The sequence below is a fragment of the Sterolibacterium denitrificans genome (assembly GCF_900174485.1).
In the GTDB taxonomy this organism is placed as follows: Bacteria; Pseudomonadota; Gammaproteobacteria; order Burkholderiales; family Rhodocyclaceae; genus Sterolibacterium; species Sterolibacterium denitrificans.
Genome location: NZ_LT837803.1, coordinates 1,852,034 through 1,875,284 on the forward strand (window position 1 = coordinate 1,852,034; position 23,251 = coordinate 1,875,284).

General features: G+C 64.8%; 8 protein-coding genes (1 of these 8 only partly in view). All 8 read left to right on the top strand.

The window, feature by feature from the left end; genetic code table 11:
- A protein-coding gene (locus SDENCHOL_RS08425) for a non-ribosomal peptide synthase/polyketide synthase (protein WP_154716824.1) crosses the window boundary here: on the top strand, positions 1-4,336 show its final stretch. It extends 16,358 nt beyond the left edge of the window; 4,336 of the gene's 20,694 nt are visible here — the last part of the coding sequence; its start codon lies off the left edge, out of view; the stop codon is at positions 4,334-4,336.
- Complete coding sequence (locus SDENCHOL_RS08430) at positions 4,329-15,239, top strand: non-ribosomal peptide synthetase (protein WP_154716825.1); 10,911 nt, start codon at positions 4,329-4,331, stop codon at positions 15,237-15,239. Before SDENCHOL_RS08425 ends, SDENCHOL_RS08430 begins: the two co-directional genes overlap by 8 nt.
- A complete protein-coding gene (locus SDENCHOL_RS08435) occupies positions 15,236-15,481 on the top strand; it encodes an acyl carrier protein (RefSeq protein ID WP_154716826.1) in 246 nt (81 codons plus the stop codon). Before SDENCHOL_RS08430 ends, SDENCHOL_RS08435 begins: the two co-directional genes overlap by 4 nt.
- 16 nt (positions 15,482-15,497) lie before the next feature.
- Complete coding sequence (locus SDENCHOL_RS08440) at positions 15,498-16,751, top strand: glycosyltransferase (RefSeq protein ID WP_172955040.1); 1,254 nt, start codon at positions 15,498-15,500, stop codon at positions 16,749-16,751.
- Between the two features lie 169 nt (positions 16,752-16,920).
- Positions 16,921-19,077, top strand: coding sequence for a DEAD/DEAH box helicase family protein (locus SDENCHOL_RS08445; RefSeq protein ID WP_154716828.1), 2,157 nt, complete (start codon positions 16,921-16,923; stop codon positions 19,075-19,077).
- A 17-nt stretch (positions 19,078-19,094) separates the two neighbouring features.
- Positions 19,095-20,810: an HsdM family class I SAM-dependent methyltransferase gene (locus tag SDENCHOL_RS08450; protein ID WP_154716829.1), complete on the top strand. Its 1,716-nt coding sequence runs from the start codon at positions 19,095-19,097 to the stop codon at positions 20,808-20,810.
- A complete protein-coding gene (locus SDENCHOL_RS08455; protein WP_154716830.1) occupies positions 20,800-21,972 on the top strand; it encodes a restriction endonuclease subunit S in 1,173 nt (390 codons plus the stop codon). Before SDENCHOL_RS08450 ends, SDENCHOL_RS08455 begins: the two co-directional genes overlap by 11 nt.
- Entirely contained in the window at positions 21,965-23,236 is a 1,272-nt protein-coding gene (locus SDENCHOL_RS08460) for a DUF6161 domain-containing protein (protein WP_154716831.1), read from the top strand. Before SDENCHOL_RS08455 ends, SDENCHOL_RS08460 begins: the two co-directional genes overlap by 8 nt.
- Positions 23,237-23,251 lie beyond the last annotated feature (15 nt).

A 23,251-nucleotide genomic window follows, 5' to 3' on the forward strand; every position in this document is an offset into this window, starting at 1 on the left:
GGATGGGCTCCGGGTGCTGCTGGCTGGTGGCGAGGTCTGCACGCGCGGTCTGGTCGAACGCTGGGCGCCGGGTCGCCTGATGTACAACGCCTATGGCCCGACCGAAGCCACCGTCTGCGTCAGCATGCAGCGCTGCGATGCAGCCGACGCTGGCGATCCGCCGGTCGGCCGGCCGCTGGCGAATACGCGCATCTACCTGCTCGACGCGCGCGGCCAGCCGGTGCCGATCGGCGTGGCCGGCGAGATCCACATCGGTGGCGTGGGCGTGGCGCGCGGCTACCTGAACCGGCCCGAGCTGACGGCCGAGCGCTTCGTCGTCGATCCCTTTGCCGGTGGCGCAGGCGCAGCACGGATGTACAAGACCGGCGATCTGGGCCGCTGGAATGCCAGGGGCGAACTCGAATATCTCGGCCGCAACGACCAGCAGGTGAAGCTGCGCGGCTTCCGCATCGAACTGGGTGAAATCGAAAGCCAGCTCCTGCGCCTGGCCGGCGTGAAGGAGGCGGTGGCGATCCTTCGTGAGGGTGGCAGACGGTTGGTCGCCTACCTGACGGCGCAGCCCGGGCAGCGCCTCGACGGCGGCGCGCTGCGCGAGCAGTTGCGCGCGCTGCTGCCGGACTTCATGCTGCCCGCGGCCTTCGTCGTGCTCGAACGCCTGCCGCTGACGCCCAACGGCAAGCTCGACCGCCAGGCGCTGCCGGCGCCGGCATGCGGTGCGGCGGATGTGGATGAAGGCGAATACGAAGCGCCGCGGGGCGAAATCGAAGTCGCCCTGGCCGCCATCTGGCAGGAGCTATTGCAGCCCGAACGCGTCGACCGGCGCGATGACTTCTTCGCGCTGGGCGGCCATTCGCTGCTGGCGGTGCAATGCTGCTCGCGCGTTCGCCAGCGTTTGGGGCGCGAACTGGCGCTGCGCGAGCTTTTCGAGCAGCCGCAACTGCATGCGCTGGCACGCGTGCTGCAGGTTGCCGCGCCGGACGCCGCAAGCGCCGGGCCGCTGCAGGCCGTCGAGCGCGACCCGGCGCAGCCGCTGCCATTGTCCTGGTCGCAGCAGCGCCTGTGGTTCATCGATCAGCTCGAAGGCGCAGGTACGGCCGCCAGCCGCGCCTATCACCTCGCCGGCGCGTTGCGTCTCGACGGCGCGCTCGACCGCGCGGCGCTGCAGGCGGCGCTGGATGCCATCGTCGCGCGCCACGAGGTGCTGCGCAGCCGCTTCGTCAGCGTGGCGGGCGAGGCCATGCAAGTCGTCGATGCGGCGGCGCATTTCACGCTGCGCAGCGTCGATCTCGGCAATTTGCCGGCCAACGAACGCGAAGCGGCGGCGCGCGAGCGAATCGCCGCCGAAACGGCCGCGTCCTTCGACCTCGGCCACGGCCCGCTGGTGCGCGGCCTGCTGCTGCGTCTGGCGGACGATGCGCATATCCTCTGCGTCGTCATGCACCACATCGTCGCGGATGGCTGGTCGATCGGCATATTGATCCGCGAGTTCGCCGCCTTCTACGACACTTGCCGCCAGGGGCTGGAACCCGCTTCGGCGCCGCTGCCGCCCTTGCCGCTGCAATACGCCGACCATGCCGTCTGGCAGCGGCGCTGGCTGGCCGCGGACAGCCCTGCCATGCAGGCGCAGCTCGGCTACTGGCAGCGGCAACTGGCTGGCGCGCCGGCGCTGCTGGAACTGCCCACGGATCGCGCGCGGCCGCCGCTGCAAAGCCATGTCGGCGCCAGCCTGCCGTTCACTCTCGGCGGCGACTTGACCACGCGCCTCAAGGCGCTGGCGCGCGCCCACGATCTCACCCTGTTCATGACCCTGTACGCCGCCTGGGCCGTCGTGCTCGGCCGGCTCGCCGGCCAGGCGGACGTCGTCGTCGGCGTGCCGGTGGCCAACCGTGGCCGCGCCGAGCTCGAAGGGCTGATCGGCTTCTTCGTGAATACCCTGGCGCTGCGCGTGCGTCTGCCGGGCGAGCAGACGCTGGGCGAACTGCTCGCCCAGGTGAAGGAACTGACGCTGGTGGCCTACGCGCACCAGGACGCGCCTTTCGAGCAGGTTGTCGAGGCGCTCAAGCCGCCGCGCAGCCTGAGTCACAGCCCGATCTTCCAGACGCTGTTCGCGCTGCAGAACGCGCCGCGCGGCGAGCTGGCGCTGCCGGGCCTGAAGCTGACGCCGCTGGAGCTGCCATCCGATGCCGCGCAGTTCGATCTGTCGCTGATGCTGCATGAAGGTGGCGAATCCATCCAGGGCAATCTGCAATACGCCAGCGAGTTGTTCGACGCCGCGACCATGGAATGCTGGCTCGATTATTTCCGCAACGTGCTCGGCGCGATGGTGGCGGAGGGCGGCGCGGCGCGGCCCATCGCGGAATTGCCGCTGCTGGATGCCGCCGAACAGCGGAAGCTTCTCGCCGACTTCAACGCCACGCAGGTCGACTACGCGCAGGATCAGACCCTCCACCAGCACATCGAAGCGCAGGCGGCGCGGCAGCCGGAGGCGATCGCGGTGCGCTACGGCGAGCAGACGCTGAGTTATGCCGAACTCAACCGCCGCGCCAATCAATTGGCGCATCACCTGATCGGCCTCGGCATCCAGCCGGACGGCCTGGTGGCGATCAGCCTCGAGCGCAGCCTGGAAATGGTCGTTGGCCTGCTGGGCATCCTCAAGGCTGGCGGCGCCTACGTGCCGGTCGATCCCAGCTACCCGGCCGAGCGCATCGCCGACATGCTGGAGGACGCCGCGCCCGGCGTGATGCTGACTCAGCACACCCTCAAGGACAGCCTGCCGGCTGGCAAGGCCCATGTCATCGCCCTCGACAGCGACTGGGCGCGAATCGCGCAGCAGCCGGATGGCAACCCGGATCCGGTCAGCCTCGGCCTCGGCGCGCGCAATCTCGCCTACGTCATCTACACCTCCGGCTCGACCGGCCGACCGAAGGGCGCGATGAACGAACACCGCGCGGTGGTGAACCGCCTGCGCTGGATGCAGGACGCCTATCGTCTGACGGCGCGGGATCGCGTGCTGCAAAAGACGCCGTTCAGCTTCGACGTCTCGGTGTGGGAATTCTTCTGGCCGCTGATGGCCGGCGCGCAACTGGTCGTCGCCCGGCCACAGGGTCATCAGGATCCGGCCTACCTCAGACAACTGATCGAGGACGAGGGTATCACCACGCTGCATTTCGTGCCGTCGATGCTGCAGGCGTTTCTCGATTTCCTCGACCAGCCGGGCGTGGCTGCTGCCGCCTGCAAGCTGCGCCACATCGTCTGCAGCGGCGAAGAGCTGTCGCTGGCCTTGCAGAATCGCTGTCTCGCCGCCTTGCCGCAAGCCGCGCTGCACAACCTGTACGGCCCGACCGAAGCAGCCATCGACGTCACTTACTGGGAATGTCGCCTCGACGAAAGGCAAAGCCGTGTGCCGATCGGCTTCCCGATCGCCAACGTCCGGATGTACATCCTCGATGCGCTGGGCCAGCCGGTGCCGGTCGGCGTGGCCGGCGAAATCCACATCGGCGGCATCGGCGTAGCGCGTGGCTACCTGAACCGCCCCGAGCTGACGGCCGAGCGCTTCATCAAGGATCCGTTCAGCAACGATGCCGAGGCACGCCTCTACAAAACGGGCGACCTCGGCCGCTGGCGTGCCGACGGCGCCATCGAGTACCTGGGGCGCAACGACCAGCAGGTCAAGCTCAGAGGCTTCCGCATCGAGCTGGGCGAAATCGAGGCGCAGATCGCGCGTCATCCCAATGTAAAGGAAGTGGCGGTGCTGGCGCGCGAGGACATCCCGGGCGCGGCGGGCGACAAGCGTCTGGTGGCCTATGTGACGCTCAGGGAAGGCGAGGCGCTGGATATCGACGCCATGAAAGCGCAGTTGAAAACCACGCTGCCCGACTACATGGTGCCGAGCGTCTTCGTCGTGCGGGATGCATTCCCCTTGAGTCCGAACGGCAAGCTGGATCGCAAGGCGTTGCCGGTACCGGCGCAGGGTGGCGCGCCGGCACGCGAATATGTGGCGCCGCAAGGTGAGGTGGAGGAGACGCTGGCGCGTATCTGGCAGGAGGTGCTGCAACCCGGGCCGGCGGTGCACATCGGCCGCCACGACGACTTCTTCGATCTCGGTGGACATTCGCTGAAGGCGACGCAGATCCTGCTGCGCATCAACGAAGCGTTCGGTATCGAGCTGCCGCTGGTGAACCTGTTCCAGGCGACGACGGTGGCCGGACTGGCGGAAATGATCGTCCCGCTGCAACTGGCGCAGTTCGAGGCCGCCGACGTCGAGAGCGCGATGGCCGAGCTCGACCAGTTGTCCGAGGACGAACTGCGCAAACTGCTCGCCGAAGAAGATGACTGAGAACGCGGACGATCGGCTGGCCGCCCTGAAGCGGGAAGCCTTGCTGCGCAAGTTGAAGAAGACGGCGCAGCCGCGCGCCCAGGCCGGCGCTGTTCCTGTCGCTGTTCCGACCCCGCCCGGCGAGCGCCGCCGGCCCGTGCCGCTTTCCTGGGCGCAGCAGCGCCTGTGGTTCATCGCGCAGATGGACGGCATCGGCAGCGCCTATCACATCCCCGGCGCGTTCAGGCTGCGCGGTCGTCTCGACCCTGCGGCGCTGCAGGCCGCGTTCGATGCCATCGTCGCCCGCCACGAAATCCTGCGCACGACGATACGCCCGCGCGGCGAAAACTTCGGGGCCGAGGCCGGCGTCTGGCAAAGCATCGCCGCGCCGGGCGAGGGCGGTCTGGCACGTTTCGCCCTGCGCCGCGACGACATCGGGCCGTTGCTCAAGCCGCTCGACGGCAGCGCGCGCGAGGCGGAAATCCAGCGCTGTCTGCGCCGGGAAATCGACCAGCCCTTCGATCTGGCGCGCGGCCCGCTGATTCGCGGCCTGCTGCTGCGCTGCGATGAACAAGAGAATGAAGATGCGGGCGCCGGGGAAACGCACGTGCTGTGCATCGTCATGCACCACATCATCGCCGATGGCTGGTCGATCGGCGTGCTGATCCGGGAGTTCGCCGCGCTCTACGCGGCCTACAGCCGGGGCGAGCCGAACCCGCCGACCATGCTGCCGCCGTTGCCGCTGCAATATGCCGACTACGCGCTGTGGCAGCGCGACGAGCAGGCCGGCGAACGGCTGCAAAAACAGCTCGATCACTGGCAACGGGAACTCGCCGGCGCGCCGGCGCTGCTCGAACTGCCCACGGATCGCGCGCGGCCGCCGCTGCAAAGCCATGCCGGCGCGAGCATCCGCTTCCGCTTGACGCCACAGCTTACCGCCGACCTGCGCGCGCTGGCGCGGCGTAACGGCGTTACGTCGTTCATGCTGCTGTACGCCGGCTGGGCGCTGTTGCTCTCTCGCCTCAGCGGCCAGCGCGACATCGTCATCGGTACGCCGGTCGCCAACCGGCCGCGCAAGGAATTCGAGCCGCTGATCGGCTGCTTCGTGAACACCCTGGCGCTGCGCGTGCAGATCGATCCCGAGCAATCGCTGCAGGCGCTGCTCGCCGAAATCAAGCGCCGCACGCTGGCGGCCTACGCGCATCAGGACGCGCCTTTCGAGCAGGTCGTCGAAGCGCTCAAGCCCGCGCGCAGCATGAGCCACAGTCCGGTTTTTCAGGTATTGCTGAGTTTGCAGAACGTGCCGCAGGAAAGCCTGGCGCTGCCCGGCCTGCAACTGAGCGCGCTGGAAATTCCGGGCAGCACGGCGCAGTTCGATCTGTCGCTGATGCTGCACGAAGGCGGCGAATCCATCCAGGGCGAACTGCAATACGTCAGCGATTTGTTCGATGCGCCGACGATGGCGCGCTGGCTAGCCTGTTACCAGATCCTGCTGGCGGCGATGAGCGCGGCCAGCGCCGCCAGTCAGTCGGTGGCCACGCTGCCGCTGCTGGATAGCGCCGAGCGGATGAAGCTTCTCGCCGACTTCAACGCCACGCAGGTCGACTACGCGCAGGATCAGACCCTCCACCAGCACATCGAAGCGCAGGTGGCGCGGCAGCCGGAGGCCATCGCCGTGCGCTACGGAGAGCAGACGCTGACCTATGCCGAACTCAACCGCCGCGCCAACCAACTGGCCCACCACCTGATCGACCTCGGTATCCAGTCGGACAGCCTGGTGGCGATCAGCCTCGAGCGCAGCCTGGAAATGGTCGTTGGCCTGCTCGGCATCCTCAAGGCCGGCGGCGCTTATGTGCCGGTCGATCCCAGCTACCCGGCCGAGCGCATCGCCGACATGCTGGAGGACGCCGCGCCCGGCGTGATGCTGACCCAGCACAGCCTCAAGGGCAGCCTGCCGGCGGGCAAGGCCCAGGTCATCGCCCTCGACAGCGACTGGGCGCGAATCGCGCAGCAGCCGGATGGCAACCCGGATCCGGTCAGCCTTGGCCTCGGCGCGCGCAATCTCGCCTACGTCATCTACACCTCGGGCTCGACCGGCCGGCCGAAAGGCGCGATGAACGAACACCGCGCGGTGGTGAACCGCCTGCGCTGGATGCAGGACGCCTATCGCCTGACGGCGCGGGATCGCGTGCTGCAAAAGACGCCGTTCAGCTTCGACGTCTCGGTGTGGGAATTCTTCTGGCCGCTGATGGCCGGCGCGCAACTGGTCGTCGCCAAGCCGCAGGGGCATCAGGATCCGGCCTACCTCAGGCAACTGATCGAGGACGAGGGCATCACCACGCTGCATTTCGTGCCGTCGATGCTGCAGGCGTTTCTCGATTTCCTCGACCAGCCGGGCGTGGCCGCTTCCGCCTGCAAGCTGCGCCACATCGTCTGCAGCGGCGAAGAGCTGTCGCTGGCCTTGCAGAATCGCTGTCTCGCCGCCTTGCCGCAAGCCGCGCTGCACAACCTGTACGGCCCGACCGAAGCAGCCATCGACGTCACTTACTGGGAATGTCGCCTCGACGAAAGGCAAAGCCGTGTGCCGATCGGCTTCCCGATCGCCAACGTCCGGATGTACATCCTCGATGCGCTGGGCCAGCCGGTGCCGGTCGGCGTGGCCGGCGAAATCCACATCGGCGGCATCGGCGTAGCGCGTGGCTACCTGAACCGCCCCGAGCTGACGGCCGAGCGCTTCATCAAGGATCCGTTCAGCAACGATGCCGAGGCACGCCTCTACAAAACGGGCGACCTCGGCCGCTGGCGTGCCGACGGCGCCATCGAGTACCTGGGGCGCAACGACCAGCAGGTCAAGCTCAGAGGCTTCCGCATCGAGCTGGGCGAAATCGAGGCGCAGATCGCGCGTCATCCCAATGTAAAGGAAGTGGCGGTGCTGGCGCGCGAGGACATCCCGGGCGCGGCGGGCGACAAGCGTCTGGTGGCCTATGTGACGCTCAGGGAAGGCGAGGCGCTGGATATCGACGCCATGAAAGCGCAACTGAAAACCACGCTGCCCGACTACATGGTGCCGAGCGTCTTCGTCGTGCGGGATGTATTTCCTTTGAGCCCGAACGGCAAGCTGGATCGCAAGGCGTTGCCGGTACCGGCGCAGGGCGGTGCTCAAACACGCGAATATGTGGCGCCGCAAGGTGAGGTGGAGGAGACGCTGGCGCGTATCTGGCAGGAACTCCTCGGCATCGCGCCGCCGGCACGCATCGGCCGACATGACAATTACTTCGACCTCGGCGGGCATTCGCTGCTGATCATCCAGATGCTCGAACGCCTGCGGCAAGCCGGACTCGCTGCCGACGTGCGCGCCGTTTTCGAGCATCCCAGCGTGGCGGCACTCGCCGCCTGGATCGTCGGTGCCGGCCACGGCGGGCCGGCGCCCGTGCAGGCGGCGCCTGCCAACCTGATTCCACCCGGCTGCGCCCTGATCACGCCGGCCATGCTGCCGCTGGTCGAACTCAGCCCGGCGCAGATCGAGCGCATCGTCGCGACGGTGCCCGGCGGCGCGGCCAACGTGCAGGACATCTATCCGCTCGCGCCCTTGCAGGAAGGCATCCTGTTCCACCATCGACTCGGCGCGGAGGCGGCGGACGACAGTGACGCCTACGTTCTGCCGCTGCTGCTGGCCGCGGACGACGAGCAGCGGCTCGATGCCTTCATCGACGCGTTGCGGCAGGTGGTGAGCCGCCACGACATCCTGCGCAGCGCCATCCTCTGGGACGGTCTCGCCAGGCCGGTGCAGGTCGTGTATCGCCGCGTCGAGCTGCCGGTCGAGGAAATCGCGCTCGACCCGGCGCAGGATGCCCTGACGCAGATGCAGGCGCGCATGGCATCGCGGCACAATCGTCTCGACCTGCGCCATGCCCCGCTGCTGCATCTGCAGTGCGCGGCCGATCCGCACGGCGCGCGCCGCTACCTGCTCCTGCGCTTCCACCACATCATCAGCGACCACTACTCGCTGGAAATCGTGCTGCGCGAAGTGCTGACTATCCTGGCTGGTCAGGCCGCGCGACTGCCCGAGCCGGTGCCTTACCGCGGCTTCGTCGCCCAGGCGCTGGCCCGCGAAGCGCAAGGGCAGGCCGCCGAGGCGTTCTTCCGCAGCCGGCTGGCCGATATCGACGAACCGACGGCGCCGTTCGGCCTGCTCGACGTGCATGGCGACGGCAGCCGCATCGAGGAAGCGCGTCTGGCGCTCGACCCGCAACTGGCGCTGCGCCTGCGCCAGGCCGCGCGCGAATTGCGCGTCGGCGCGGCGACGCTGTTCCATGTGGCCTTTGGCCTGCTGCTGGCGCGTGCCAGCGGGCCGCGTCATGGCGACGGCAGCGTGGTTTTCGGCAGCGTGCTGTCGGGTCGCCTGCAGAACACTCTCGGCGCCGATCAGGTGCTCGGCATGTTCATCAACACGCTGCCGCTGCGCCTCGATCTGCCAGGCCGGAGCGTGCGCCAGACGGTCGAGCATACGCACCGCGAACTCATCGAATTGCTCAGGCACGAACAGGTCCCGCTGGCGCTGGCCCAGCGCGTCAGCGGCCTGCCGGCAGCCACGCCGCTGTTCAGCGCCATGCTCAACTATCGCCACGGCTTGCCGGCAGGGCAGCCGGGCGCGGGCGGCCTCGAAATCCTCGCCAGCCAGGAGCGCACCAACTATCCGTTCACCGTCAGCGTCGACGATCTGGGCGAGGGCTTCGCGCTCGTCGCGCAGATCGACCGGCGTGTGCAGCCGGGCCGCGTCAATGCCTACCTGCAGACCGCGCTGCAGGCGCTGGTCGATGCGCTGGAACAGGCGCCGCAGACGCCCATCCTCGAACTCGACATTCTGCCCGCCGCCGAGCGTTTGCAGCTCCTCGAAGGTTTTAATGCGAAACGCAAGGTTTGTCCGCAGCATCGGACTTTGGCCGAACGTTTTGAATTTCAGGCGCGGCGCTGTCCGGCTGCCGTTGCCGTCAGTTGCGACGGCGCCAGTCTGAGCTATGGCGAACTCAACGCGCGGGCCAACCAGTTGGCGCATCACCTGATCGGTCTTGGCGTCGGCCCCGACAAGCTGGTTGCGCTGTGCTGCGAGCGCGGTGTGGAAATGATCGTCGGCCTGCTGGGCATCCTCAAGGCCGGCGGCGCCTACCTGCCGATCGACCCGGGCTATCCGCCGGATCGCATCGCCTATACGTTGAACGACGCCCAACCCGGCATCATCCTCAGCCAGCAGGCGCTGCGCGAGCGTCTGCCGGCCGGCGCGGCCCAACTCATTGCGCTGGACGCCGACTGGCCGGTTATCGCCGTTGCATCCGAACGCGATCCCGACTGCGAGACCAGCCTGGACAATCTCGCCTACATCATCTACACCTCCGGCTCGACTGGCCGACCCAAGGGCGTGATGATCGAACATCGCCAGGTCACGCGGCTGTTCGACGCCAGCGCGGATGCCATCAAGGACTTCCATTTCGACGAGCATGACGTCTGGACGCTGTTCCACAGCATCGCCTTCGACTTCTCCGTCTGGGAAATCTTCGGCGCACTGCTGCATGGTGGTCGGCTGGTCATCGTCCCGCAAGCCGTCGCGCGCGATCCGCAGGCTTTTTACCGTATGCTCTGCGCGGAAGGCGTGAGCATCCTCAACCAGACGCCGAGCGCCTTTCGCCAGTTGATCGCCGCGCAGGCCGAGGTGGAGGAAGCCCACGCGCTGCGCTGCGTCATCTTTGGCGGTGAAGCGCTGGAAATGCACCTGCTGCGTCCCTGGATCGCGCGCAACGGTGTCGAACAGCCACGGCTCATCAACATGTACGGCATCACCGAAACCACGGTGCACGTCACCTGGCGCGAACTCGGCCGGGCCGACATCGAAGACGGGCAGGGCAGCAACATCGGCCGGCCGCTGCCCGACCTGCGGATCTACTTGCTCGACGAGCGGCTGCAGCCGGTGCCAATCGGCGTGGCCGGCGAAATTCACGTCGGCGGCGCGGGGCTGGCGCGCGGTTATCTGAACCGTCCCGAACTGACGGCGGAGCGTTTCATTGCCGATCCGCATCATGCCGGCGCCGGGGAGCGCCTCTACCGTTCGGGCGATCTGGCCCGCTGGAAAGCGGACGGCACGCTCGAATACCTGGGGCGCAACGACCATCAGGTCAAGATCCGTGGTTTCCGCATCGAACTGGGGGAAATCGAGGCGCAATTGGCTGGCCTGGACGAAATCGCGGAAGCCGTGGTCATCGCGCGCGACGATCATCCGGGCGGGACGAGCGACAAGCGGCTGGTGGCTTACCTGACCGCCAAGGCGGGCAATCAGATCGATCCTGCCGTGGTGCGCGAGCGGCTCAAGGCCGTTCTGCCCGATTACATGCTGCCCGCGGCCTTCGTCGTGCTCGAACGCTTGCCGCTGACGGCCAACGGCAAGCTGGATCGCCAGGCGCTGCCGGCACAAGGCATCGAGCCGGCACGGGCATACGACGCGCCGCAGGGCGAGATTGAAGCAAGCATCGCCGCCATCTGGCAGGAGCTCCTCGGCATCGCGCCGCCGGCACGCATCGGCCGCCATGATAACTACTTCGATCTCGGCGGGCATTCGCTGACCGCCATGCAACTGGCCGCCCGCCTGAGCCAGACGCTCGGCCGCGGCATTCCCGTGCGCCTGATTTTTGAAGCACCGACACTGGCCGAACTGGCCGAGGCCCTGATTGAACAGCCGGCCGAACGCGGCGAAGCAGGGCAGCAGTTCATCCCTCGTCTCCAGCCGCTGCCCGACTACCTGCCGCTGTCCTACGCCCAACGCCGCCTGTGGTTTCTCAGCCAGATCGGCGCGGCGGCCACGGCCTATCACATCCCGGCGGCGCTGCGCCTGAGCGGGCCGTTCGAGCCGGCGCGTCTGCAGGCGGCGCTGAACGCGTTGGTGGCGCGTCACCGTCCGCTGTCCGCCACCTTGATCCCGGTCGCCGGCGAGCCGATGCAGTGGCCCGGCGAGCCGGTCGCCATCGACTTGCCGGTGTTTCCAGCCGCCGATTTCAGCGCGGAACAGCTCGCAGCGCGGCTGACCGCCTTCGCGCTGGAGCCGTTCAATCTGGAGACCGGCCCGCTGCTGCGCGCCTGCGTCCATCGACTGGCGGCACAGGAGCATGTGCTGGCGGTGGTCGTCCATCACATCGTCGCCGATGGCTGGTCGCTGCAACTGGCCTTGCATGAACTGCTGCATCTTTACCAGCAGCCGGCAGCCGGGGAATCCACCTTGCCCGATCTTCCGGTCAGCTTCTTCGACTACGCCGTCTGGCAGCGCCGGCTGATCGACGGCGGCGGACTGGATCATCAGCGGCGCTACTGGCTGGCTCGTCTGACCGGCGAATTGCCGATGCTGCAACTGCCCACCGACCGGCCGCGACCAGCGGTGCAAAGCTTCCAGGGCGGGCAGCACCGCCAGACTCTGCCCGCCGCGCTGGTCGAGCAGATTCGCCAGCGCTGCCGGCAACAGGGGCTCACGCCCTACATGCTGCTGCTGGCGATCTACCAGGTGCTGCTCTACCGCCTGACGGGGCAGACCGACATTCTCATCGGCACGCCGCTGGCCGGGCGCGAGCATCCGCAAACGCAATCGCTGATCGGCTTTTTCGTGAATACCCTGGTGCTGCGCTGCGATCTTGCCGACGATCCCAGCGTCGAACAGCACTTCCAGCGCGTGCGGGCCGATGCGCTCACCGCTTACGCCAACCAGGACTATCCCTTCGACCTGCTGGTCGACCAGCTCCACTCGCGCCGCGATCTGGCGCGCCAGGCGGTGTTCGACACCAGCTTCACCGTCGAGACCGCCAGCCGTCAGCCGCTGCCGGTGCTGGAAAACCTGAGCATCCGTCCGCTGGCGATCGCGCTGCCGCGCGCCAAGTTCGATCTTTCCGCCACCATCAGCTTTCCGGACGAAAGCGGAGAAAGTAGCTTGGGCAGTCAGGCCGATGCCGTGCTCTCCTTTGAGTACAGCAGCGATCTGTTCGATGCGGCCACCATCGCCCGCTTTGCCGGTTATTACCTGAATCTGCTGGCGGATGCCCTGGCCCATCCCGCGCGGCGCCTGTCCGAACTGCGCCTGATCGACGAAACGGAGCGCGACATGCTGCTCGGCCCGCAGTTTGCCGGTTTGCCGAAGCAGTATTCCCATGCCATTTCCGATCACCTGGCGGCCCGTTTCAGCGAAATTGCCAGCCGGCAGCCGCAAGCCTGCGCCCTGAGCCTGGCCGGCCAGCGCCTGAGTTATGCCGAACTGGAGGCGCGCGCCAATCGTCTGGCCCATGAACTGGTCGCGCAGGGCGTGCGGTCGGGGCAGGCCGTGGCGCTCTGCTTCGAGCGCGGCTTTGAAATGATCACGGCCATACTCGCCGTGCTCAAGGCCGGCGCCTGCTATGTGCCGATCGAACCGGGGCAGCCGGACGAGCGCCTGCGTTATCTGCTGCGGGACAGCGGCGCCTCGCTCATCCTCAGCCATGGCAGGCACGGCGAGCGCCTCGAAAGTCTGGCAGCGGCGCCAATACTCAGCCTCGATCGGGCGGCGGCCAGACTTGCCGACCAGCCGCAAAGCGCGCCGCGCGTCGATGTCGCGTCCACGGATCGCGCCTACGTCATCTATACCTCCGGCTCGACCGGCCAGCCCAAGGGCTGCGAGCTGACGCACGCCAACGTGCTGCGCCTGTTCGACGCCTGCGCGAATGCCGGCAACACCGACGGCACCGGCACGGCGGTCAGCCGTTTCCGTTTCGATGCCGACCAGGTGTGGACGCTGTTCCATTCCTACGCCTTCGATTTCTCCGTCTGGGAAATCTTCGGCGCGCTGCTGCACGGCGGCCGGCTGGTGATCGTGCCGCAGGAGGTCAGCCGCTCACCGTCGGACTTCGCCGAACTGCTGGCCGAGGAAAAAGTCACCCTGTTGAGCCAGACGCCTTCGGCTTTCCTGCGCCTGCTGGAACTGGCGCAAGTCGAGGCCGATGATGGCGATGCCAATGTCGAAGCCGATGCCGGCAAGGCGCCGCGTCGACGGGAAAAACATGCCTGGGCCAAATCGCTGACCCACGTCGTCTTCGGCGGCGAAGTCCTGGACTACGCCAGCCTGCGCCCCTGGTTCCGTCATCGGCTGAATCCGCAGGCGCATCTGATCAACATGTACGGCATCACCGAAACCACGGTGCATGTCACCTGGCGCGAAGTCCGGCAAAGCGAAGTGGAGGCTCTGGGGGCGAGCAGCAACGTCGGTCGGCCACTGGACGATCTTTCCGCCTACATCCTCGATGCCCACCTGCAGCCGCAGCCCGTCGGCGTGGCCGGCGAGCTGTATGTCGGCGGCGCGGGGCTGGCGCGTGGCTACCTGAATCGTCCCGAACTGACGGCGCAGCGTTTCATTGCCCACCCCTATCGGGCCGGGGAGCGCCTCTACCGCTCGGGCGATCTGGCGCGCTGGAACGCCCGGGGCGAGATCGAATATCTCGGCCGCCTCGACCATCAGGTCAAGATCCACGGCTATCGCATCGAGCTGGGTGAAATCGAGGCGCGCCTGTCCGCGCATCCGGCCATCGGCAGTTGCATCGTGCTGGCGGTCAAGGACATGCGTACCCTCGGCGATCGCCTGGTCGCCTGGTTCGTCGCCAGCGAAACGCTCACCGCCGGCCAGTTGCGCAGCCATCTGGGGACGAGCCTGCCGGACTACATGATTCCGCACGGCTTCCATCAGCTGGCCGAAATGCCGCTCACCGCGAATGGCAAGATCGACCGCAGCCGCCTACAGGCCGACCTGGCCGCGCGTCCGCAACTGGACGTGCCCTACGTGATGCCGGAAACGCCCATGGAAGTGCGCCTGGCCGAAATCTGGTCGGAAGTGCTGGGCGTGCAGCGCATCGGCCTGGCCGACAACTTTTTCGATCTGGGTGGCGACTCCTTCAGCGCTTACCGCCTGATGACGCGCATTTCCGACGAGCTGGGGCGCGATCTGCCGCTGGAATCCATCTTCCGTCAGCAGAGCATCGCCGCCATGGCGCAGGCGCTGGAGCGCAGCGCGGCGGAGGACGAGGAAGCAGAGTGCTCGCTGGTGCGGATACAGGCCGGCGAGCCGGGACGCATTCCCTTCTTCTGCGCCCACCAGGCCGGCGGCGATGTGCTGAGTTTCCGCGCGCTCAGCGAGGCGCTGGGGCCGGCGCGCCCCTTCTACGGCGTGCAGTCGGCCGGGCGTCTGCTGGGCGAGAGCCAGCATCACACGCTGGAGGAAATGTGCGCCGACTACCTGCGTGACATCCGCCGCGTCCAGCCGCGCGGGCCGTATCTGATCGGCGGCCATTCCATGGGCGGCAAGGTGGCCTACGAACTGGCCCGCCAACTGGAAGCCGCCGGCGAACGAGTGGGCGTGCTGGCGATCCTCGATTCGGACATCGTGAACAAGAACACCTCGATGCTCGATTCATTGATGCTGCTTTCGGAAACCTTCCGCCTGGGCATCCGGCGCGAGGCGCTGGCCGATCTCGAACCGCGGCAGATGATGGAATACCTGCTGACCGCCGGCAAGAAACGCTTCGCCCGCGTGCTGGAAATCGCCTACGACATGGACATCCTGCCACGCGGCTTCAGGACGCGCGATGCGGAGATGTTCCTCAACCGCATCGCCACCAACATCCACGTCTCGGATGCCTACCTCGCGCCGCCCATCCACACGCCGGTGACGCTGTTCCTCGCCACCGACCACACCGAAAACAGCTATCTCATCGACGTCGCCGCCTGGCGGCAGGTGGCGCTGGGCGGCCTGAAGGTCATCGACGTGCCGGGAAATCACCTGAACCTGATCCAGCGGCCGCACGTGCAAACCTTGGGCGGCATACTGGGCACGCTGATCAACGACTTCGCCGCCGAATTTGAGGAGCAACCATGAAACTCGACAACGACATGCTGACACGCCTGGGCAAAAGTGCCGGGCTGGAAGTGAATCTGGCCGCGCTGCCGGCAGAGCGGACTTTTCAGGAAGTCGGCCTCGATTCGATGGCGCTGATCAACCTGATGTATGCGATCGAGGACGAACTCGGCCTGACGCTGACGACCGAGGAAATGCTGGAAATCAACAGCATCGCCGATATGCAGCGCCTGATCGGCCGTCGCCTGGGCGAGGGCGGCTGAAGCGGCGATGGCGGCCATGCTGCTCCTGAGCTGGGGTTCGCACGGCGACGTGCTGCCCTTCGTCGCCCTGGCGCAAGCACTGCGGGAAGCCGGACACGAGGTCGCGCTCGGCGCCCAGCCGCATCACGCCGAACTGGTTCGTCGGCACGGCATCGCTTTCCATCCGCTGGGCAGCCAGACCACGCCCGCCGAGTATCAGCGGCTGATGACGACGCTGATCGACGAAGCCAATCCGCGCAAGCAACTGCACCATTTGCTGCAGGAAATGCTGCTGCCCGACCTCGACGCGCAATACCGGGACGCGCTCGCGCTCATGCCGGCTGCCAACCTGGTGGTGGCGCACTGGCTGCAACTGGCCGGCATGGCCGCGGCGGAAACCCTGGGCAAGCCCTGCCTGACGGTGAATCTGAATCCGCAGGGCATCATGGCAATCGCCCCTCAGCGGCCAGATATCGCAGCACAGGGCAGGACACGCAATCTGGGCCGCGAACTGGCCGACGGCCTCTGGGGCGAGGGCTTTCACGAATTCCGCGCCCGCCACGGCCTGCCGCCCATCGTTTCGGTGGCCGAATACGCCCAGCGCCGCGCGGCGGGCCTGCTCGCCGTCAGCCCGGCCTTGTTGACCAATGATGAAATCGCCGCCTGCAACTCGCAGCCGAATCACCGCATCACCGGCTTCTGGCAGCCGCCCGCAGAACGCGACTGGCAGCCCCCGGCCGAACTGGCGCAATTTCTCGCCGCGCCCGAACCTCCCGTCGTCTTCTGCTTCGGCAGCATGGCCGGCCGCGTGGAGGAACTGAACGCGATCGTTCTGCAGACCGTCCGCCGACTCGATTGCCGCGCCATCCTGCAGGGCGGCTGGGCTGGCCTGGGTGGCGAACTTGCCGCGACAAGCGGGAACATCCTCTGCATCGACCACGCGCCGCACAGCTACCTGTTCCCCCGCGTCGCCTGCGTGGTGCACCACGGCGGCGCCGGCACCACCGCCGCCGCGCTGCGGGCCGGCACGCCATCGGTCATCGTCTGGCACATGCTCGACCAACCCTACTGGGGCAATCGTCTGGCCCAACTCGAACTCGGCCCGGCCCCCTTGCCGCGCCGCGAGCTGCAGGCCGACCCACTGGCCGAACGCATCCGGCTCGCCATGAACGATCCCATCTACAAGGAAAACTGCCGGCGCATGGCGCAACGGTTGGGGTCGGAGCAGGGGGTAGGGCAGGCGGTCGGCGCGATCGCGCAATTACTGACGCCAATTACCGATGTTGTTTGACTGATCGCGCCCGGTTATGAATGAAAGAAATCCCTGCGGGATGCCTCATCCATGAAATTCTTGGAGAACTGGATCAGTCCCAGAGCAATCCTCAGCGTCAGCAACAATTGACGGCATAATACTTTTGAATCAAAAGACAAAAATAAAGGGAAGCTCAGATCAGCAAGTCATGAACAAAAACGAAGCCTTCTCCCGCGTCATCATCGACGCACAACTCGCCGCGCTGGGCTGGAGTATCCAGGACCCCAACAGTGTCCGCTACGAGGTTGTCCTCGACGACGGCACGCGCGCCGACTATGTGTTGCGCGACCGGACAGGCCGGGCGATGGCGGTCATCGAGGCCAAGCGTTTTTCAGTGAATCCCGGTGACGCGCCAGAGCAGGGCAAGCACTACGCCAAGTTGCTGGGCGTGCCGTATGTCTTCCTCGCCAACGGCGCCGAAACGCGATTCTGGGAATGGGAGACCGAGGCATTCCCGCGTCCGGTCAAGACTTTCTTCAAGCAGGACGACCTCGAACGCCGCTTTGCCACCCGGCAAGTGCGGCGCAACCCGCTCGATGTCGCTATTGATGCCCGCATCGCTGGCCGCGACTACCAGCAGGACTGCATACAGGCTGTCTGTCAGGAGATTCAGCAGGGCCGCCGCAAATTGCTTATTGAAATGGCCACCGGCACGGGCAAGACCCGCACCGCTGCCGCCCTCATCAAGCGCCTGTTCGAAGCCAACCTCATCACCCGTGTTCTGTTCCTCGTGGATCGCATTCCACTTGCCAAACAGACCGAAGACGCCTTCGCCGAGCATCTGACCGACTACCCCTGCTATGTGCTGCGGGCCGGTCGCCGCTTTCAGGACGAGAAGCGCATCACCATCACCACTTTGCAGTCGATGGTCAATCTGTATGCCGATTACTCGCCCGGCTACTTCGATCTGGTCATCTCCGACGAATGCCATCGCAGCATCTATGGCCAGTGGAGCGGCGTCCTCAAACACTTCGACGGCGTGCAGATCGGCCTCACCGCCACTCCCTGCGTGGCGGGCGAGACAGGCAACCCAATGGATGGTGGCGACGACGAAGATCGAGCCTTTATTCGTGACACCCTGCGTTTCTTCGAGGTTGAACGGCCGACCTACACCTACAAACTGAAGGACGCCATCCGCGACGGCTGGTTGGCACCGTATCAGATATACCAGGCCAAAACCGTCAAGACTGCCGCCGAAGGCGGCTTCGAGGTCAAACGTGCGGAACTGGACTGGACAGCGATGAACGCGGAGACCCGCGCCGAGTTCGAGCAACTGTTCAAGGATGCCGACCCAGTCATTATTGACCCATCTGCCCTTGAACGCCGCTTCACCATCCCTGAGCGCAACCGCGCCATCGTCCGCGAGTTCCGGCAGGTGCTCGAACAGGGTTTCACCGACAACAAAGGCATCCTGCGCAAGCCTCTCATCGGCAAGACCATCGTCTTCGCCGTCAGCAAGCGCCACGCCGAAACGCTGGCTCAACTCTTCGATGCCGAGTTTGCCGACCAGAAGCCATCACCCGACATCCGCTATGCCGACTATGTGGTATCGGGCCAAGGCCCGGATGACACGCTCGATGGCATGACCAAGATACGGCGCTTCAAGAAGGAGCCATTCCCGCAGATACTCGTCTCGGTCAATATGCTCGACACTGGCTTCGACTGTCCCGAGGTCTGCAACCTCGTCTTCGCGCGCTTCACCCGTTCCGTGATCCTCTATCAGCAGATGCGTGGCCGGGGCACCCGCAAGACCCGCGAGAAACCCATTTTCACGATGTTCGACTTTGTTGGCGTGTGCGACTACCACGGCGACAGTGACGACTATGGCGATGGCGGCGTGGTGATCGCCAAGCAAAAGAAAAAGCAATACGAACCACGCCGGTTGCTCTCGCTCGATATTGACGACCATATCGACCCGACCACGCGCGAATGGATCACCGTCGATGAAGACGGCAATATGATCTTCCCCGAAGCCCACGAGCAGCAGGCCGCCGCGCTCGGCGCCAAATTCGAGGCGTGGCTGCTCGGCCAGGAAGGGCTGACGCACGAACAGGAACGCTGGCTGCGTACCGTCGGCAGCCAGATCAAGGCCAACGCCGGCAGTTGGGAAGAATTCACCGCCGGCCATCTGGCCTTCCATCCCTTTACGCTGATGGGCGGCCTGCCGCAAGCGATCCGCGTCTTTGGCGGCGACGACGCGCTCAACGATCTGCTCGCTGGCCTCAATGCCGCAGTGTTTGGCGATAAAGTCGGCGCTGGCGGAACGGCGAACGATCAGCCCGATTCACCGTATCCGCCACACTAACCTCAGGAAACCAGCCCATGCCCCTGACCCCCGAGATGCGGCGGTCGATTGACCAGATTCGCGACTACCTCTACGGCGGCGGTTATCCCGATCCCGTCGCCAACGCCGAGCAACTGGCTTTCCTGTTCTTCTTCTACCTCATCGAAGGTATCGACGCCGAAAACCGGATGCGGGCCAAGGTGCTGAAGCAGCCCTACGAGAGCCTGTTTGCAGGCGAGTGGAAGATCAAGAATCCGCTGAACGCGAACTTCATCCCGGAAAACCATCGCTACCGGCCTGCTGCCGAAGGTCTCTTGGCTGGTGGTGAGTCGTTTTCAACAATTCCCCGTGAATACTTCCGCTGGTCGGTGTGGGCCAGAGCCATGAACGGCGAGGCGCTGGTGCGTTTCGTCCGTGATGAGGTCTTTGCCTTCTTCGCCGAACTCGGCGAGTCGGCCGCGCACAACTTCATGAGTGGTGCGCGTCTGTCCATCGACGAACCGACCGTGCTGACCCAGGTCATCAGCCTCGTCGATGGCCTGCGTCTCGATCAGGCCGACGCCGACACCAAGGGCGATCTGTTCGAGCACATCCTGCGCCAGATCAAGCAGGCCGGCGAACTCGGCCAGTTCCGCACCCCGCGTCACATCATCCGCACCATCGTCGAGATCGTCGATCCGAAGATCGGCGAAACCATCTACGACCCTGCCGCCGGCACCGCCGGCTTTCTGGTCGCAGCCTACAACCACATCCGACTTGCCAACTCCTCGCCATCCGCCATCGTCGAGGCGGAAATCGACGGCAAGAAGCAGAAGCGCGGCCTGGGCGACCAACTCTCGGTGGCCCACATCTCGGCGCTGCAAACGGCCACCTTCTTCGGCAACGATGTCGATCCCAAGATGGTGCGGCTGGCGACCATGAACCTCACCCTGCGCGGCCTGCCGAATGTCCGCGTGCTGCTGCGCAATGTGCTGACGACAACGCTCGACAACGAACGCAAGGCCGAACTGGGCCTGCCGCAGGAAGGCTATCAGGTGGTGCTGGCCAATCCGCCGTTCTCCGGGCGGGTGGATAAGGATCGCATTGTCGAGGAGGTCAAGGTCGGCACCAGCACCGCCACCGAACTGCTGTTCCTCAAATACATGCTCGACAGCCTGCGCCCCGGTGGCCGCTGCGGTGTTGTCGTACCCGAGGGCGTGCTGTTCGGCTCGACCACGGCGCACAAGGAACTGCGCCGGCAACTAATCGAGAACAATCGCGTCGAGGCGGTGCTCAGCCTGCCCGGCGGCGTGTTCCAACCGTATTCCGGCGTCAAGACCTCGGTGCTGTTCTTCAAGAAAGGCGGCGCCACCGAGAACGTGCTGTTCCTGCACATCGACAACGACGGCTACAAGCTGGATGCCAACCACGATACGCCCATCGAGACGGACGATCTGCCCGCCGCCGTGGCAGCCTTTCATCGGCGGGCCGAATTGCTGCCCGCGTGGCAGGCGCATTTCTCCCCTCGCCCGCTTGCGGGAGAGGGGACGGGGGTGAGGGAGGAATGGCCGCAACAATGGTGGTTCGCCGACGCAACGACAATCCGCGCCAACGACTTCAACCTCTCGGCCAGCCGCTACCGGCCAATGAGCCAGACCGCCGTCGAGCACCGCGATCCGCGCGTGATCCTCGACGAACTGGCAGCCATCGAGGCGGAGATCGTCGAGGAGGTCGAGGCGTTGAAGGCGGCGCTTGGGAATAGTGATGCCAACTGATATGCCCCTGATTCGGCTTGGCAACTATCTTGAAGTGCAAGCAGGCTTTGCCTTCAAGACGGAGCACTTCACGACAGCCGAGGGGATGCCGCTTATCCGTATCCGCGACTTGGCGAATTCGCATACGGAAATCAACTACTCGGGTGAATACAAGCCCGATTTCGTCGTCCATAACGGCGACTACTTGATCGGAATGGATGGCAACTTTCGCTGCTACCGCTGGCAGGGGGGCGTTAGTCTGCTCAATCAGCGAGTCTGTCGCCTACACAATTTTCGTGAAGGCGTCGAACCGGAATACATCTTTTACGGTATCCAGCAAAAGTTGAAGGAGATCGAAAATAGCACATCGTTCGTTACCGTTAAGCACCTGTCTGCAAAGCAGGTTCAGGGTATCGAAATGCCACTGCCGCCACTCCCCGAGCAACGCCGCATCGTCGATCTGCTCGCGCGTGCCGAGGGCGTCGTCCGTCTACGACGTGAGGCGGAGAAGAAAGCAGCGGAACTGATCCCGGCGCTGTTCCTCGATATGTTCGGCGATCCGGCGACGAATCCGAAGGGATGGCCAGAGCACAATTTGGGCGATATTGCCGATGTGGTCTCGGGGGTCACCAAGGGCCGCAAGTTCGGCGACAAGCAGACCGTCGAAGTTCCATATCTGCGGGTTGCCAATGTACAGGCTGGCCACATCGACCTCACCGAGGTGAAGACCATCGAGGTGTTGCCAAGGGATGTTGAGCAACTGGCCCTGCAAAATGGCGATGTGGTGCTGACAGAAGGTGGCGACTTCGACAAACTCGGTCGTGGCGCTCTATGGGAGCACAACATCGCCAACTGCGTTCATCAGAATCACGTCTTCCGGGTTCGCTGCAATCGTTCAGTGATGCTGCCGCAGTTCTTCGTGATCTACCTTCAATCGAGTCGAGTGCGCGAATACTTCTTGCGCTGTGCGAAGCGGACTACCAATCTGGCAAGCATCAATATGACTCAACTTCGCGCCCTGCCAGTAGTGCTGCCGGCAATGGATGCGCAGTGGGAGTTCGTTGAACGATTCGCTGCTGGCCGCTCCATCCAGTCCCAGCAATCTTCCGCCACTACCAAGGCACAAGAGACCTTCAACGCGCTGCTGTCAAATATTTTCACGAATAGGGGGCGTCATGGGTGAATCCACTGCACAGCCATATTTCACTGCTGATTTCGGCGAACACGGTGGTCGTTTCAATTGGTCGAGCCACGAGGAGATCACACAGTGGGTAAGCAAACTCCAAAACGATTGGATGTGGGTAAGAAACCAGCAGCATAACCCAACAAACAATGCGTGGCAGGCCATCGCGAATGGCTTCAACGCTCCAATACAAGCGCTGAACCACGCCAGCAACTACAAGCGTCAAAACCAGGAACAGCAAGCGCAGTCGCAACTATCCTCGGCCCGCTCGTCGCTGGAAACCTTCATTCGCACCAACCCTTGGCTATTACCCGATACTCCACGGCGGCTTTTTATCGAGAGGCTACGCGATTCAGGCCAGCCGTTAGAGGCGGCGCTGATTGTTGCTAATTGGATGGCGCAGGATTTCAACAACGGCGCCCCGATCCGTCAGTCCATCAATGCATTGCTCACGTGGGAACTATATGAGCGCGGCATTAAGGATCGGATGAAGACGGAGAATGCCGCTCTGAAACGTCTTGCCGGCGATATGCAGAGCACCTTGACGCAGTTTCAGGAATCCGAACACACGCAGATTGAACGATTCGATCAACTACACAGCGAACTGACGGAGCAGAAGGACGGGCAGCAAACCACATTCGATGCCGCGCAGACGCAGCGCGACACACAATGGCAAGAGAAATTGTCGGTAGTTCAAAAAGAGCTCGACCAACTGAAATCGACCTACGATCAACATATGGCGCTTGCTGCTCCCGTTGCGTATTGGGAGAGCAAGCGGACGAGACACAAATGGCTAGCCATTGTTTCCTTTGTCGCATTGCTTATCTGTATGCTTCTGGTCGGTTGGTTTCTTCACGCAGAACTTAAAACCGGCTTGAATATGGCGCTCGAAGTAAAGGCATCCACAAACGTGCAAGCAGCAACACAGCCCGCAACAACGCCTGTCTTGGTTCAAGGAGCATTGCAATCAGCGGCTACGTGGCAACTGGGCGCTTTTTTGCTAATGGCGACACTGGGCTTCTGGTTCATCCGCCTGTTGGTGCGAATCTTCCTTAGCAACCTGCACTTGGAGAACGATGCGGCAGAGCGTTGCACAATGGCAAAAACCTATCTTGCATTGCTCCGCAACGGAGACCTGCCAAAGGATGACAGCATCGGAACCATTCTCGCTGCACTGTTCAGGCCGACAGGAGACGGCATCGTGAAGGATGAAGGTTTGCCACCGACCGCGATGGAGTGGATGACGAGGTTGGGCGGCAAGTAAGCATAGTTCCATCCT

What these genes read in the sequence shown, in the direction of transcription:
- SDENCHOL_RS08430 (WP_154716825.1), top strand. Translation starts at nt 4,329, where the DNA reads ATGACTGAGAACGCGGACGATCGGCTGGCCGCCCTGAAGCGGGAAGCC.
- SDENCHOL_RS08435 (WP_154716826.1), top strand. Translation starts at nt 15,236, where the DNA reads ATGAAACTCGACAACGACATGCTGACACGCCTGGGCAAAAGTGCCGGG.
- SDENCHOL_RS08440 (WP_172955040.1), top strand. Translation starts at nt 15,498, where the DNA reads ATGCTGCTCCTGAGCTGGGGTTCGCACGGCGACGTGCTGCCCTTCGTC.
- SDENCHOL_RS08445 (WP_154716828.1), top strand. Translation starts at nt 16,921, where the DNA reads ATGAACAAAAACGAAGCCTTCTCCCGCGTCATCATCGACGCACAACTC.
- SDENCHOL_RS08450 (WP_154716829.1), top strand. Translation starts at nt 19,095, where the DNA reads ATGCCCCTGACCCCCGAGATGCGGCGGTCGATTGACCAGATTCGCGAC.
- SDENCHOL_RS08455 (WP_154716830.1), top strand. Translation starts at nt 20,800, where the DNA reads ATGCCAACTGATATGCCCCTGATTCGGCTTGGCAACTATCTTGAAGTG.
- SDENCHOL_RS08460 (WP_154716831.1), top strand. Translation starts at nt 21,965, where the DNA reads ATGGGTGAATCCACTGCACAGCCATATTTCACTGCTGATTTCGGCGAA.